The following is a 15,304-nucleotide window of genomic DNA, read 5'->3' on the forward strand; positions in this document are numbered from 1 at the left end:
AATTTAATATTGTATACTTGGCCTGAAACAGTTGAATGTAGGGCAGTCTCTATGTTAGTTTAAATGTATAAAACATTAATGAATAGAGCAAAGGCGCTCATAAGAAATTTGTACTTGAGATAAGTATGAGTTTTTTAGGGGCGTCTTTTTCATTTTCTCAAGTCGTTCAGCTTAAGCAGGACATCGAGTCTTCGGGGGGATGGATTGCCCAAATTTTAATAAGTAAGAATTAATCCGATCAGATGAAAGGAGAGACAAAATGCTTAGAGAAGGTGAAGTCCGGATCCCGTCCGGTTGTGCGATCAGTGGGATTATCAACCGCAGCGGACAAGTTTTTTCCGGAGAAGATATAATTCAGTCGATTGCTTTGATGCATGACCGTTCCAATGGCTTAGGTGGAGGATTTGCCGCCTATGGTATTTATCCTGAGTATGAGGACTATTATGCTTTTCACTTGTACTTTGAAGGATCGGAAGGAAAAAAACAAACAGAGGATTATCTCAATCACTTTTTTCATGTTGCAGAAAGCGGTGAAATCCTGACCAAGAAAACCCGGGCGATTAAAAACCCTCCCCTAGCTTGGCGTTACTTTGTCCGACCTAAACCAGGTTTTTTGCTGGAAGAGGAAAATGAAGATGAGTTTGTAGTGCGCAGTGTGATGCACATCAATTCCGAATGCAAGGGAGCCTTCGTTGTCTCAAGCGGCAAAAATATGGGAGCCTTTAAAGGGGTGGGTTTCCCTGAGGATATCGGAGAGTATTTTTGCTTAGACAAGTATTACGGGTACAGCTGGACAGCGCACGGACGGTTCCCGACCAATACCCCTGGTTGGTGGGGTGGAGCTCACCCCTTCACCCTGCTCGATTGGTCCATCGTGCATAATGGAGAAATTTCATCCTATGGAGCAAATCGACGCTTTTTAGAAATGTACGGCTATAAGTTATCCCTGCAAACCGACACTGAAGCGATTACGTATGCGTTTGACTTTCTAGTTCGAAAACAGAAATTGCCGATGGATGTGGCCATCGCGACCTTAGCGGCGCCGTTTTGGAAAGACATCGAGCGGATGAGTCCTGAAAAACGAGTTCTGCTTAAAGCTGTGCGTGCGATGTATGGTAATTTATTAATGAATGGTCCTTTCTCCATAATTCTTGGCTCAAGCCAAGGCTTGATCGCACTTAATGATCGACTCAAATTACGATCGATGGTCGCGGCAACCAAAGGAGATTTTCTGTTTCTTGCTTCTGAAGAATCTGCCATCCGGGAAGTCTGCCCTCACCCTGAAAAGGTCTGGGCTCCCCGCGGGGGAGAACCAGTGATTGCGACACTCGAGAAGAAGGGAGTACAAGGGTATGGCACTCAGTATGAATACGCCGGAGTTTCTTATTGAACGAACTAAAGATCGCTGCATTAATTGTCAGGTTTGCGTAAGGCAATGTGCGAACGAGGCACATCGTTGGGATGCAGAAGAAGAAAAGGTCGTCTCAGATGACGTCCAGTGTGTGAATTGTCATCGGTGTGTGGTTATGTGTCCAACTCATGCGCTCTTCATTCGGAAATTTCCTCTAGAATTTCGTGAAAACGCCAATTGGACAGCGAACACCATGAAAGCAATCTACAAACAAGCGGAAACCGGTGGGATCTTGCTGACTGGGATGGGGACAGATCGCCCTTATCCGATCTATTGGGACCACTTGCTACTCAACGCCAGTCAAGTAACGAACCCTTCCATCGATCCACTCCGAGAACCCATGGAATTGAAAACCTTTCTGGGCCGTAAACCCGAGCGGCTTCGAGTGGAAAATGGGAAGCTTGTTGACCCCCTACCTCCTCAGCTCGAGCTCGACTTGCCGATCATGTTCTCGGCGATGTCCTTTGGTTCAGTAAGTCTTAATGTGGCTAAGTCCTTAGCTCAAGCGGCAGAAACCCTAGGGACTTTCTATAACACTGGTGAAGGAGGTCTCCATGAAGACCTCTATAAATTTGGCAAGAATACGATTGTTCAGGTGGCATCCGGTCGTTTTGGGGTGCATTCAGAGTATTTGAATGCGGGTGCAGCCATTGAGATAAAAATTGGGCAAGGAGCAAAACCAGGAATTGGCGGGCATTTACCGGGTGAAAAGGTCGGTGCGGAAGTATCCCGTACTAGGATGATTCCAGAACGCTCGGATGCAATTTCACCAGCACCCCACCATGACATTTACTCTATCGAGGATTTAACCCAACTTATTTACTCTTTAAAGGAAGCCACGAATTATGAGAAGCCAGTTATTGTGAAAATTGCCGCTGTGCATAATGTCTCCGCCATTGCTTCCGGGGTTGCTCGGGCGGGTGCCGATATCATTGCTATTGACGGTTTTCGTGGGGGAACTGGGGCTGCCCCGCTTCGGACTCGGGATTCAGTCGGAATTCCAATTGAACTAGCGTTAGCTGCCGTGGATAGCCGTTTGCGCGATGAAGGGATTCGGAATCAGGTCTCACTCGTCGTCGGGGGAAGTATCCGGAATAGCGCAGACATTGTTAAGGCCATCGCGCTGGGTGCTGATGCTGTCTATGTAGCCAGTTCGGCTCTTATAGCCCTCGGCTGTCATATGTGCCAGAAATGTTATATTGGAAAATGTAATTGGGGAATTGCTACGCAAAAACCCGAATTAGTCAAACGATTGAATCCTGAGATCGGAGCAGAAAGAGTCACGAATCTTTTAAAAGCTTGGGAACATGAGGTTAAGGAACTCCTCGGTGGCATGGGGATTAATGCTATTGAAAGCTTGCGAGGAAATCGCCTGATGCTTAGGGGAATCGGATTATCAGATCGTGAGTTAAATATTCTGGGGGTCTTAGCAGCTGGTGAATAAAGATATAGTTCGTAAGTATCAGAGGTTGCTAGGCTATTGAGATTATTGAGACAGATAAGATAGCTATGACAATCAAGTAAATTCTAAGCTGGATTTTTTAATAAACTCGTTGAATTAATATTAATAGCGTTGTTTTATTTGAGTAAGTGGGCAGGTAGTTTTGCCTCAGGAGAGAGGAAGTGAGGTTTCGAATGAAACGTGTTTATGCCCGAGAAGAGGTATGTGTGGGCTGTAAACTTTGTGAAGTGTATTGTGCGACGGCCCATTCAGAGTATCCGTCGGACATTGTCAAAGCCTTTTTAAAGCAGAGGACAAAGCCCTTACCGAGAATTCTGGTCGAAGGCAATTTAGAAATTTCATTTGCGCTCCAATGTCGACATTGTGATGAAGCACCGTGTACAAAAGCATGTATCAGTGGAGCAATGCAGAAAGACCTAGTTACGGGAATTGTACGCAATGATGAAAGCCGGTGTGTGGGGTGTTGGACCTGTATTCTCGCTTGTCCTTTCGGTGCGATTCGGCGAGATAATCAAGGACACAAAGTAGCTTCAAAATGTGACCTTTGTTCTAACGGTGCAGACGACTCAGATCCAACGAATGCCTCAAATGTGCCGATTTGCGTTCAGAATTGTCCTAATCGTGCCCTTCAGTTTATGGATAGTGATATAGAGGGAGGGGAGTAGCATGAGATATGTGATCGTCGGGAACTCGGCCGCAGCAATCGGGGCCGTGGAAGGAATCCGTAGTGTAGACCAAGAAGGAAAAATTTCGCTTTTTTCCAAAGAACCGTATCCGGCCTATTCCCGTCCTCTGATTTCCTATTATCTCTCAGGCAAAGTTACACCGGAGAAGATGTATTATCGAGATCCCGATTTTTATGAACGTCTGCAAGTAGAGGCTCATCTCGGGACCGAGGTTCAAGCCTTAAGACTTGAAGAAAAGAAGATCGAACTTCCTACAGGGGAAAAGATTGAGTATGATCGCCTCTTGATTGCAACTGGCGGAAAACCCATAAGTCCCCCCATCCCGGGCAGAGAGTACTCTGGAGTGTCAACCTTTTTGACTTGGGACGATGTGAAGGAGTTGGGAAAAGAACTCTTTCCGGGAATCAAAGTGGTGGTCATTGGGGCGGGCCTCATTGGCCTCAAAGCCACTGAGGCCTTGGTTAAGCGAGAAGCGAATGTGACAGTCGCTGAACTCTCGAATCGCATTTTAAGTGCCATTCTTGATGAAGACTCAGCTCAAATCGTCCAGGATCATCTTGAAGAACAAGGCGTGAAGTTTCAATTAAATAATACGGTAGCCGAGATTTTGGGTCAGAAGGGCAAGGTAACTGGAGTTCGCCTGCAGAATGGAGAAGAGTTAGAGTGTGATCGGGTAATCCTAGCCATCGGGGTCAGACCAAATCTGGATCTTGTCCGGGATACCGAAATCGAGCTAAATCAAGGCATCTTAATTAATCCGCAAATGGCAACGAGTGTTAGCGATGTCTATGCGGCCGGCGATGTCACAGAAGGATATGACAAGATCTATCAGGAGAACCGTGTCTTACCGATTCTGCCGAATGCCTTTAAGCAAGGATTTAATGCAGGGGTGAACATGGCTGGAGGAAGCTCCGCATACCTAGGCGGATTCGCCATGAACGCCATCGGTTTTTTTGACCTGCCCATGCTCACTGCAGGGATTATTAAACCCAATGCTCCTGATTTTCAAGAATATATCCAACAAGATCAGACTAAGCGAAGTTATAAAAAAATTGTTTTACGGGCTGGAAAGCTGGTGGGCTATATTGCCTTAAATAGCGTGGATCGGGCTGGAATTCTTACCGGACTTATGGACCAAGAAGTCGATGTAACCCCTTTTCGAGAGCATCTCTTGCAAGAGGATTTTGGCTATATTCATTTTCCCAAAGAACTACGCAGTCAAAGACTTACCCTAAGGAAGTGAAACGGATGATTGTAATCAATGCCAAAGGACTCTATTATCGACAATTGAACAACAAGATTCGTGAGGAACTTGCTACTGGTTCTGAAGAAATTGTGGTTAAAAACGTGAATGGGCAACGCTATATTGGAGATGGAATCACAGGCCAGGCACGTTTAACACTTAAAGGAACCCCTGGAAATGATATGGCCGCCTTTATGAATGGCTTAGAGTTATTTGTTGAAGGAAATACTCAAGACAGTATCGGGAATACTATGAATGATGGAAAAATCGTGGTTCATGGAAGTTCAGGTGATACTGTCGGTTATGCCATGCGCGGTGGAGAGATTTATATTCGGGAGAATGGAGGATACCGGGTCGGAATTCATATGAAGGAATACCAAGCAAAGATTCCGGCGATTGTCTTGGGAGGGAAAGCAGGAGATTTTTTAGGGGAATACATGGCCGGTGGGGTTATTGTCGTCCTCGGTCTAGGCCTGGAAGACGATGAAGAAATAGTAGGGTCCTATTGCGGGACGGGGATGCATGGCGGAGTTATGTATATCCGAGGGGAAGTGGAAGACTATAAACTGGGCAAGGAAGTCAAGGTGGTAGAACTTTCTGAGCAAGATCAAGAACAGCTTAAGCGCTATGTTAAAGATTATGTCGGCTATTTTGGTGGAAATTATGAGCAGATTATAGCCAAAAGATTTTCCAAGTTGATTCCTTATAATAAAAGACCCTATGGCAATCTTTATTGTGGCTGGTAAGCATTTTTATGAACTATGGCTACAAACGGCCTTATTTGAGATATAATAAGGCTAATAAAAGAGAATTAGTTCATATTTTTACTTGAGAAAGGAGAGCATCTGAATTGCATTTTTCAAAAGAAGATTGTCTTAAGTTTGTGAAAGAAAATGATGTTCGGTTTATACGCCTACAGTTTACAGATATTTATGGCAGTATGAAGAACATTGCGATTACGGATAAACAACTTGCACACGCTTTCGAAAACGGAGTTATGTTTGATGGCTCAGCCGTGGCAGGATTCTCTGGTATCGAATCATCCGATATGTTTCTTTTTCCTGATCCAGCTACCTTCTCCATCATTCCGTGGAGGCCGCAACAAGGTAAGGTCGCGAGAATCATTTGCGATATCAAGAACCATGACGGTATGCAGTTTGAAGGAGATCCCCGCTATATTCTTAAACGAACCTTGAAGAAAGCGCAAGACTTAGGCTATACATTTCAAGTTGGTCCCGAATGCGAGTTTTTTCTGTTTTACAACGATGACGAAGGGCAGCCAACCACGATTACCCATGACTCGGCCAGTTATTGTGATCTAGCCCCGATCGATCTAGGGGAAAATACTCGTCGTGAAATTTGCATGGTCTTAGAGGAAATGGGGTTCGAAATCGAAACGTCGCATCATGAAACAGCGGCAGGGCAACATGAAATCGATTTTAAGTATACGGATGCTCTCACAGCGGCTGACAACATCATGACCTTTAAAATGGTGGTTAAGATTATTGCTCAGCGCAACGGTCTTCATGCAACCTTTATGCCCAAACCACTTCCTAACGTCAATGGTTCGGGAATGCATATTAATATGTCCTTAACCAAAAACGGAATCAACCTCTTTAATGGGGGTGAAACTAAAAACGATATTTCTGAAACGGCTAAGTGTTTTACGGCAGGGTTGTTAAATCATATTAAAGGGATTACGGCCATCGCCAATCCCCTTGTCAATTCGTACAAACGACTACAACCAGGTTATGAAGCTCCAGTGCATATCGCCTGGTCTCACATGAACCGAAGTCCCTTGCTACGAGTTCCGGCACCTCGGGGAGAAAGGACAAGACTGGAACTTCGAAGTCCTGATCCTACCTGTAATCCTTATTTGACCTTAGCAGTGGTGTTAGAGGCGGGACTGGATGGTTTAAACAATCGCTTGCCACTGGTCGATCCAGTTAAAGTGAATATTTATAACTTGTCCCCTGAACAGGAGAAAGATCTTAAACTCGAACGGTTACCCTCTAACCTCTTGTTCGCCCTTGAAGAGATGAAGAAAGATCCGCTGATTCAGTCGACACTTGGTGCACATACGTTTAACAAATATTTAGCTGCCAAGACTTTGGAATGGGAAGCCTATGATAACTCAGTCCATGCATGGGAGATTGAAAAGTATCTAAAACCTTATTAACGGTCGGTTTACGAAGATAGAAAGTATATGTTTTGGGTGGCATAAGTGCAACTAGGTGGCCGCCTTAGCTAACGCATAGGGCCAACTAAGTTTTCTTTACCCTGCTCAAAGGGGTGATTGTAGTGAGTGCGGGGAGTGTATTAATCGTTTGTGGAAAAGCTGATATGGCGAGCAGTATGCAAGCCATGCTGATAAAAGAAGGTTTTTATCCGGTAAGTTGCGCTCATTCTGCTAATGAAGCGCGCAGAAGTTTTATTAACACTGTATTAGATTTGGTGATTATTAGCACTCCACTACCCGATGAACAAGGAACGGATTTGGTCTTCGATGCCCACGATAAAACATCCGCTGGCATAGTGGTGATCGCAAGACCGGATCAGCTGCTCGATATGCAATGTAGTCTCGAAAAGATAGGTGCCCTGATTCTGCCTAAGCCTATTAATCGCTTAACCTTGCTTCAAACTGCTCGGTTTGCACTATCTGTACGAAATTCGATGACTCAATTAATCAATGAGCGAGATAGATTAAAGAAGCGGATCGATGAGAGCAAGATCCTGGAACAAGCCAAATGGATCCTGGTAGAAAAGTTAAATATGAGCGAGCCGCAGGCCTTTCGTCTCATTCAGAAGAGGGCCATGGATTTACGACTTTCTCAAGCTCTGGTCGCTGAAGAGATAATAAAGAAGTATGAATAAAAAGGGATACCTAGTTCATCAAAACTAGGTATCCCTTTGGCTTTATATAATGGAAATTATTAGGATTTCGCAAGAAGATGTCATCAGTCATCAAAGAAGTTTTCACTTAATAAAGCATTGAATCTCTTGGTTTGAGATATCGGAAATCATGATTAAGCTTTGTTTGCTTGGTTCAAAGTCATATACCTTCACAGCGTCTCTAAGATCGAACTTTCCTGTTCCTATATCAAGAGATTTTTGAGCAAAATTATCTAATAAATCTACCTGGTAAATAGAGTCTTGCTTTTCGGGAAATAGAGCCAGATAAAATATCTCGCTTTCGATCATATCCTGGAAGAAATGGGTTCCAAACGATACATCGGGAAGGAAGCCGGTATGTTGGTAGCCGATTTCTCCTAAGATCGAAATATGGTTCAATTCAGCAAAAGCAACGGGAACTCCTAAAGAAGGAATTCGCGATCCCCACCTTCCAGGACCGAGAAGAAGGACTGTGGTTGTTTCTTTATGGATTTGCTTATTAAGCCTGCCAATGATTCTAGCAACCTCACATTTTTCCGACTGGCTAAGTAGGTTATAAGCGAATGGGTCCACAAAAATGACTTTATGAATTGTTGTGCAAATATTACCACCCATAAAGTGTCCCTTGCTTTTAAAAAGGATTTGGTTCGATGGAATTTCTTGAGGGAATTCAACGCGTTCCCTAAACCCTTGGACCTGTAAGGGCCTACATTGTAAGAGGTTAATGAGATACTGGCCATTGTTCCGGAAGTTCAGCGTGAATTCAATATCTATAGGATGGCAATAGGCCGCTTCAAGGGTTTTAAGAAGCTTAGAGAAGGTTGGAGCAAAATCGGTGTCAGCAAATAATTTGTTGAAACTAAAAACCCAAGACTCTTTACGCTTTAGGCCAAGTTGTTTCATTCTTTGTTCTGTTTCTAGATCACGCTCAGCAATTGTCGTTTGATGTAAGTCGATATCTTGATCCATCAGACTTTGGATAGAAAGGCATTCTTGACGGTTTTGACGGATGTTCAAGACGTCCATTTTTTGTTGGGAATAGGCTTTGAAACTCTGAAGTCCATCATAAGGCATAGATTGGGGTCGATCTAAAGCCGCAATTCTAGCATAATCTCCTTCAAGCCGATTCACTGCTCTTGTCCCCAAGCCAAGAACAAGCCGTATCATACCGGCGTTAGGATTCATCTGAGTATCCCAAACATAGGTGTTGTGAGAAAAACCCACCCCTGCAAGATCAGGGAAAAAATAGTCTTGCTTATTTGATCCAGACACCCTTTGGACAAGCAGGGCCATTTGCTCTTCAGTATTGGTTAGACCATGTTTTTCCCGATAAGCCAGTGCTTCTTCGCTTAAGGTACTGGCAAAGACTTCTCGAACAGCCTCAGTGAAGTGATGGTATCGTTCGTCAAGGGTACCTTGATTGATACAGAAGACACTTTCGTATTTACCAGGAAAGGCATTTCCAAAGCCATCTTCTAGAAGGCTACTGGAACGGACAATAATCGGGGACTGACCGAAATATTCAAGCATTCTAAGAAATTTATTTTTTATCGTATCGTTAAACTGTCCCTGGAGAATTTTATCGCTCAGATAAGAGGCTTTTTCATAATATCGTTCACGTGTTCGTCGTTGTTCCAGCTTGAGTTTCCATAATTGATTATCAACAAGAAAAGAGTAAAACACGTCTGAACCTATATAAAATGAATCATGAGGTTCAAGGAGGCTTTTCCATGTTTTAGAGGCTTGGATTAGAATTTTTCGCGCTAGAAGCATTCCGATGGCTTTACCGCCGATAAAGCCCGAACCAATCAGGCGTGACTTAGTAGACAAGATATCCTGGAGAGAAAAATGTTCATAGATTAGTTCAAGAATTCTCTCGTCACGGGTTAGAAATATCCTTGCTAGTTGCTGAATGCGCTCTTTCACTTGAGCTGAAGTTGAAGAGGAGGAAGAAAGGAGTTCGGCAGCCTTTAAAAATAAACGATCCCAGTAATCGAGATCACGCTCAGGATTTTCATCATCCTCTCCGAGCTGAGAATAGAGAGCAGCCACATCTCCACTGCTGGTTATGGGTGCAAATTGACTTTCATGGATAGAATGGGGAAGGAATAGTGTCGGAGTATAGCGATTCCAAACTTTTAATGGGTGAATGTAGGTCGTGGCATCGACTTGGAAAACATCGAACAAGACCTGAGTCGTATCACGAATCACAGCCGTGGTATGGAAGGAATTGTGGTTTTTGAAGGTCGCGAAATAAGCGATGGTATTCAACTCATAGAGATAAGGACAGGTTACCTTAAAGAAATTTCCGATCATCGAATCGGTGGCCCAACGATCTAAAAGCTCAGATAAACAGTCGAAAATATAGAAAACATCTCGTCCTTCACGCGTAATTTTTTCATGAATTTGGGCACAAAACTCTTCAAATCCGTTCTCAGCATTGACCGGAAAAATCTCAACTTCATTGGTATTCTTAATAAGTGGATCGTGTCGAGTAAAATTGATATAGATAATCTTTCTGGGTGGATCTGAATTCTTTTCAATAAAAGCCTTGACGAATCTCTGATATACTTCAATCTCCCTAACCTGAAAAACGACATTATCTCCCATCCTCAGATGCTGGATCACGTCATCCAATCTAGCAAAGCCAGTGCTCACTATTTGGGGATTTTCCATAGTCAGATACCTCCTCGTAATTAATGGAAGGACTTCCTAATAGGAGAGATAGAAAACTGGTTAGCGCCTAGCGCTGGCCATGACTCGAATAAGGATGTGCGAGATTAGAGCGCCACCAAGGTAAGGCATCGTGATGGTAAGGCGCTGTGAGGGTAATGTGCCGTGATGGTGAGAAGGGACCCTAGGGCGGCCGTCTAAGTTGCACTGATGCTTCCAGAAGTATACAACTGTAAAATTATACTTTCTGCTCTGGAAATAGCCCAGTTGAATTCATCAGTTGTGCCGCTTAGCGTTATCGGAGTTTAAAAAAATAAATCAAAAACGGCGCAATAGAAAGACTCGTTCGTTTTCGAGTAATTTCCAAAGCGCCGTTGCTTTCTTATAGTCGCTAAAGTGCGAGGTTAATATAGATTATAGTTATAATGTATCGCAAGAATAACATCCAATGCAATAGATATTCGAAAAAATTAGGCAAACAGAAATTTAATCAGGTAGTTCAAAAAGTCTAATGCGAGCATTACGACCATAACGACCATAACGTCCATTACGATCAGATACCCGCTTGCTAAATCAAGGTCTTAGATCAGGAGATCAAACAATTCCTGGTTCTCGTTGATAACCGTGTATTGAATTCCCTTTTTGTCCATTTTCTCTACGAAGGTAAGGTAATCTTCTTTGTAGGTCAGCTCAATCCCGACTAAGGTAGGGCCTTTTTCTTTATTGTTAACTTTCGTATACTCGAATCGCGTGATGTCATCGTTTGGGCCCATGACATCGACCATGAATTCTTTCAGAGCACCAGGGCGTTGTGGGAAGTTAATGATGAAATAGTGCTTGAGTCCTTGATCGAGGAGGGAGCGTTCTTTAATTTCCGCTGTCCGTTCAATATCATTATTTCCGCCACTAATAATGCATACGACGTTTTTGCCATGGATCTGACTCGTATAAGCATCCAGCGCAGCTATAGCAAGAGCACCAGCTGGTTCGACGACAATAGCGCTATCATTGTACATTTCCAAGATGGTAGTGCAAACTTTTCCTTCACTGACGACAGTGACACCGTCTAGAACTTCTTGACAGATCTCAAAGGTTAGGTCCCCAGCACGCTTTACAGCTGCACCATCAACAAATTTATCGATTTTGTCTAAGGCCATAACCTCACCTCGATCAAGGGATTGCTTCATAGAAGAGGCTCCAGTAGGTTCTACTCCGATAATCTGAGTAGCTGGGCTTAGGCGTTTGATGTATGTTCCGACTCCTGACATCATGCCGCCCCCTCCTATGGCTCCGAAAACATAATCGACTGGATCTGCTAAATCGTTAAGAATTTCAATAGCGATTGTACCCTGCCCAGCGATAACCATAGGATCATCAAAAGGATGAATGAAAATCTTGTTTTCAGCTTCACAATGATCTTTGGCATCATTAAAGGCATCGTCAAAGGTGTCTCCAGTTAGAATGACTTCGATAAAACTTCCTCCGAAGCGCTTGACTTGAGAGACCTTTTGCTTTGGGGTGGTAATGGGCATGAATATTGTCCCCGGAATACTTAAGGCTTTACATGAATAGGCGACCCCCTGGGCGTGGTTGCCTGCACTGGCGCAGACGACACCCTTGTTTAATTGGTCAGAGGGAATACTTTGCATCAGGTTATAAGCTCCACGAATCTTAAACGAACGTACAACCTGTAAATCTTCACGCTTTAAATAGAGATTGCAGTTGTATTTTTCTGAGAGAATGTCATTTCGTTGGAGCGGTGTTTTATTGATCACGCATTTGAGTGCTTGACCTGCTTTGATGATATCTTCTAAAAATACTTTTCCCATGATGTTACCCCTTTCATAGAACTCGGGTTAGTCTTTTGAAATGACTTATCAACCACATAGATAATTATTCTATATCATACACTCTTTTAGGGTGCTTTTGCCAATATAATAAATCATTTCACTAATCTTTTAGGTACAGTATACAACGCATCCTAAGTTCATGTCTTTTAACCCTTTAATAGGGCCAGTGAATAGAAAAGATTCCATTCGTTAATTTATAGAGATAAACCAACAAAAGTTTTAAAATTAGGACTTGACACGACGACATTAATCAATTAAAATCAAAACAATTCAAATACTTATACTGAACACGATGAAGGGAAGTCCCTAGCTTTTAGAGTTTAGAGAACTGACGGTTGGTGGAAGTCAGTCTACAAAGCTGTAGGATTCCATCCTGGAGTGGCCAATGATGAATTGTGACGGGTTCCGCCCGATAAAGCGGACATAAGTTGGCCGATTTTTGGCAACATGGGTGGCAACGCGGGAATAACCTCTCGTCCCTAATTGGGACGAGGGGTTTTTATAATTTTATGCGTCTGTTTACCTGTACCCTTAATCGACTAGAACTTGGGTGGCACCGCGGAATTCCCGCCCCAATGCTGGGGTGGGTTTTGTTTTTCCTTGAATATCCAGATTATGTAAGTTTATTAATAATCTAAAAAAGAAGGTGTGTTTTATAGAAAAGTACTATTTTATGGAAAAGGATTCAGTTTGCAGAATTCTGGTTAAGTATTCCAGTTTTAATTCAATTGCATAAAATAGAAGGAGGGTTTTCAATGTCAAGAGTTTACAATTTTGCTGCAGGTCCCGCCGTATTACCGGAAGAGGTACTTAGAGAAGCAGCAGCGGAAATGTTGGATTACAATGGAACAGGTATGTCGGTTATGGAGATGAGTCATCGTTCAAAAGCTTTCGAACAAATTATTGGCGATGCTGAAAAAGATTTAAGAGATTTAATGAAAATTCCGGATAATTACAGGGTCTTGTTCCTTCAAGGCGGAGCATCCCAACAATTTGCCATGATTCCTATGAACCTAATGAAGAATAGAGTAGCTGATCACATTAACACAGGACAATGGGCGAAAAAGGCGATTTCTGAAGGTAAGCTATATGGAAAGATTAATGTCATAGCTTCTTCTGAAGATAAGACGTTTTCCTATATCCCGGATCTCAAGAACCTTAAGATTTCAGATGATGCTGATTATGTCTATATCTGCCATAACAATACCATTTATGGAACGAAATATCATGACTTACCTGAAACTGGGGAGAAGATTCTAGTCGCTGACATGTCCTCAGATATACTATCTGAACCTGTTGATGTAACAAACTATGGTCTTATTTTTGCTGGCGTACAAAAGAACATTGGTCCTGCAGGAGTGGTTGTAGTCATCATTCGTGAAGATTTAATTAGGGAGGACGTCTTACCCGGGACCCCAACGATGTTAAGATATAAGACCCATGCAGATAACAATTCCCTGTATAATACCCCTCCAGCATATGGTATCTATATTTGCGGTAAAGTATTCAAGTGGGTTCAGAAGCTAGGCGGGCTAGAAGCCATGAAAAAAATCAATCTAGAAAAGGCTGCTATTTTATATGATTATCTTGATTCTAGTAAGCTATTTCGAGGAACTGTAGTAAAGAAGGACCGTTCTTTAATGAACATCCCTTTTGTCACGGATTCCGATGAATTGAATGCTAAATTTATAAAGGAAGCTAAGGCTGCTGGCTTTGAAAGCTTAAAGGGACACAGAAGTGTTGGTGGTATGAGAGCAAGTATCTACAATGCGATGCCAAAAGATGGGGTCAAGGCTTTAGTTGAATTCATGAAGAAATTTGAAGAAGATAATCAATAATTTAAGGGGTGGATGTAACTGTGTTTAAAATTAACTGTTTAAATCCCATAGCCAATGTTGGATTAGACCTATTTTCGGATCATTATGAAATGGTTGATCGTTTTAATGATGCAAATGGCGTGCTCGTAAGAAGTTCGAGTGTTCATGATTTAGAGCTACCCCGTTCGTTAGAGGCTATTGCTAGAGCTGGAGCTGGAGTTAACAATATTCCCTTGGATAAATGTGCCGAAAGTGGAGTGGTAGTCTTTAATACCCCAGGCGCTAATGCCAATGGCGTAAAAGAAATTGTCATTGCTTCATTAATTATTGCTTCACGTGATATTTTTGGCGGAGTAAACTGGGTAAACTCTTGTCAACATGATCCAGAGGTTGCTAAACTCGTAGAAAAAAATAAATCAAAGTTTGCTGGAACAGAAATAAAAGGCAAAAAACTAGGGGTCATTGGACTTGGCGAGATAGGAGTTTTAGTTGCTAATGCCTTGAATAAGCTTGAGATGGAGGTCTACGGATATGATCCTTTCATTTCGGTGGATGCTGCTTGGAAGCTTTCAAAATTCATTAAGCCTACTAAGTCGTTAGAAGAGATCTTTCGAGAATGTGATTTTATTACGGTTCATGTCCCTCTAACCGATACCACGAAGGGAATGTTTAACAAAGAAACATTTGCTATCATGAAGGATGGAGTGAAAATACTCAACTTTTCAAGAGATTCCTTGGTCATTGATGAGGATATGATTGAAGCCTTGAACTCCGGAAAAGTCAGTCGATATATCACGGATTTTCCAAATCCTAAAGTGTGCGGTATCGAAGGAGTCATTACCATTCCTCATTTAGGTGCTTCGACAAGTGAATCAGAAGATAACTGTGCAGTTATGGCAGTGAAGCAATTAATGGACTACCTTGAAAATGGAAATATCATAAATTCAGTCAATTATCCAAACTGTGACATGGGGGTATGTAATAAAGCTGGACGTATTGCCATTAATCATAGAAATATCCCGAACATGCTAAGCCAATTCACATCAACTTTCGCTAAAGAAAACATTAATATTCCGGACATGATTAATAAAAGCAAAGGACAGTATGCCTATACCGTACTTGATATTGAATCCCCTTCGACCCCTGAATTAGAAAAGAAAATCAGAGAAATTGACGGGGTTTTAAAAGTTAGGATCATTAAGTAGTCAGAACGAAGGTCAAGAGGACCAGCGAAACAAGTGGACAGGCACCGTGTTTCGCTGGTGGAGAA

General features: G+C 42.6%; 11 protein-coding genes. 9 read left to right on the forward strand and 2 right to left on the reverse strand.

Annotated features, from left to right (window positions below; genetic code table 11):
• Positions 1–259: 259 nt before the first annotated feature.
• The 7 genes from ACYQ3Q_RS20200 (at position 260) to ACYQ3Q_RS20230 (ending at position 7,676) form a co-directional block, all read left to right on the forward strand.
• Positions 260–1,390: a class II glutamine amidotransferase gene (locus ACYQ3Q_RS20200; protein ID WP_459930307.1), complete on the forward strand. Its 1,131-nt coding sequence runs from the start codon at positions 260–262 to the stop codon at positions 1,388–1,390.
• Positions 1,353–2,855, forward strand: a complete 1,503-nt coding sequence (locus tag ACYQ3Q_RS20205) for a glutamate synthase-related protein (RefSeq protein WP_459930308.1) — start codon at positions 1,353–1,355, stop codon at positions 2,853–2,855. Before ACYQ3Q_RS20200 ends, ACYQ3Q_RS20205 begins: the two co-directional genes overlap by 38 nt.
• A 179-nt stretch (positions 2,856–3,034) precedes the next feature.
• Positions 3,035–3,538 carry a 4Fe-4S dicluster domain-containing protein gene (locus tag ACYQ3Q_RS20210; protein ID WP_459930309.1) on the forward strand — a complete coding sequence of 168 codons (504 nt, stop codon included), beginning with the start codon at positions 3,035–3,037 and terminating at the stop codon, positions 3,536–3,538.
• A 1-nt stretch (position 3,539) separates the two neighbouring features.
• Entirely contained in the window at positions 3,540–4,802 is a 1,263-nt protein-coding gene (locus ACYQ3Q_RS20215) for an NAD(P)/FAD-dependent oxidoreductase (RefSeq protein WP_459930310.1), read from the forward strand.
• A 5-nt stretch (positions 4,803–4,807) separates the two neighbouring features.
• Positions 4,808–5,548 carry a GltB/FmdC/FwdC-like GXGXG domain-containing protein gene (locus ACYQ3Q_RS20220; protein WP_459930311.1) on the forward strand — a complete coding sequence of 247 codons (741 nt, stop codon included), beginning with the start codon at positions 4,808–4,810 and terminating at the stop codon, positions 5,546–5,548.
• Positions 5,549–5,652: 104 nt separating this feature from the next.
• Complete coding sequence (gene glnA, locus ACYQ3Q_RS20225) at positions 5,653–6,981, forward strand: type I glutamate--ammonia ligase (RefSeq protein WP_459930312.1); 1,329 nt, start codon at positions 5,653–5,655, stop codon at positions 6,979–6,981.
• Between the two features lie 122 nt (positions 6,982–7,103).
• Entirely contained in the window at positions 7,104–7,676 is a 573-nt protein-coding gene (locus ACYQ3Q_RS20230) for an ANTAR domain-containing response regulator (protein ID WP_459930313.1), read from the forward strand.
• A 102-nt stretch (positions 7,677–7,778) separates the two neighbouring features.
• Here the strand turns inward: ACYQ3Q_RS20230 and ACYQ3Q_RS20235 are convergent, their stop codons facing one another.
• A complete protein-coding gene (locus tag ACYQ3Q_RS20235) occupies positions 7,779–10,370 on the reverse strand; it encodes a PEP/pyruvate-binding domain-containing protein (protein ID WP_459930314.1) in 2,592 nt (863 codons plus the stop codon).
• Between the two features lie 578 nt (positions 10,371–10,948).
• On the reverse strand, positions 10,949–12,196 hold the full coding sequence (ilvA, locus tag ACYQ3Q_RS20240) for a threonine ammonia-lyase (protein ID WP_459930315.1): 1,248 nt from the start codon (positions 12,194–12,196) through the stop codon (positions 10,949–10,951).
• A gap of 776 nt (positions 12,197–12,972) precedes the next feature.
• Between ilvA and serC the strand changes: the two genes are divergently transcribed.
• A complete protein-coding gene (serC, locus tag ACYQ3Q_RS20245; protein WP_459930316.1) occupies positions 12,973–14,055 on the forward strand; it encodes a 3-phosphoserine/phosphohydroxythreonine transaminase in 1,083 nt (360 codons plus the stop codon).
• 20 nt (positions 14,056–14,075) lie between these two features.
• Complete coding sequence (locus tag ACYQ3Q_RS20250; RefSeq protein WP_459930317.1) at positions 14,076–15,239, forward strand: phosphoglycerate dehydrogenase; 1,164 nt, start codon at positions 14,076–14,078, stop codon at positions 15,237–15,239.
• Positions 15,240–15,304: the final 65 nt, after the last annotated feature.

It is taken from the genome of Desulfosporosinus burensis, from assembly GCF_054657535.1.

Bases quoted from the DNA above. Each gene is read 5' to 3' on its own strand.
- ilvA (WP_459930315.1), bottom strand. From the start codon at position 12,196: ATGGGAAAAGTATTTTTAGAAGATATCATCAAAGCAGGTCAAGCACTC.
- ACYQ3Q_RS20215 (WP_459930310.1), top strand. From the start codon at position 3,540: ATGAGATATGTGATCGTCGGGAACTCGGCCGCAGCAATCGGGGCCGTG.
- ACYQ3Q_RS20200 (WP_459930307.1), top strand. From the start codon at position 260: ATGCTTAGAGAAGGTGAAGTCCGGATCCCGTCCGGTTGTGCGATCAGT.
- ACYQ3Q_RS20235 (WP_459930314.1), bottom strand. From the start codon at position 10,370: ATGGAAAATCCCCAAATAGTGAGCACTGGCTTTGCTAGATTGGATGAC.
- ACYQ3Q_RS20205 (WP_459930308.1), top strand. From the start codon at position 1,353: ATGGCACTCAGTATGAATACGCCGGAGTTTCTTATTGAACGAACTAAA.
- ACYQ3Q_RS20220 (WP_459930311.1), top strand. From the start codon at position 4,808: ATGATTGTAATCAATGCCAAAGGACTCTATTATCGACAATTGAACAAC.
- serC (WP_459930316.1), top strand. From the start codon at position 12,973: ATGTCAAGAGTTTACAATTTTGCTGCAGGTCCCGCCGTATTACCGGAA.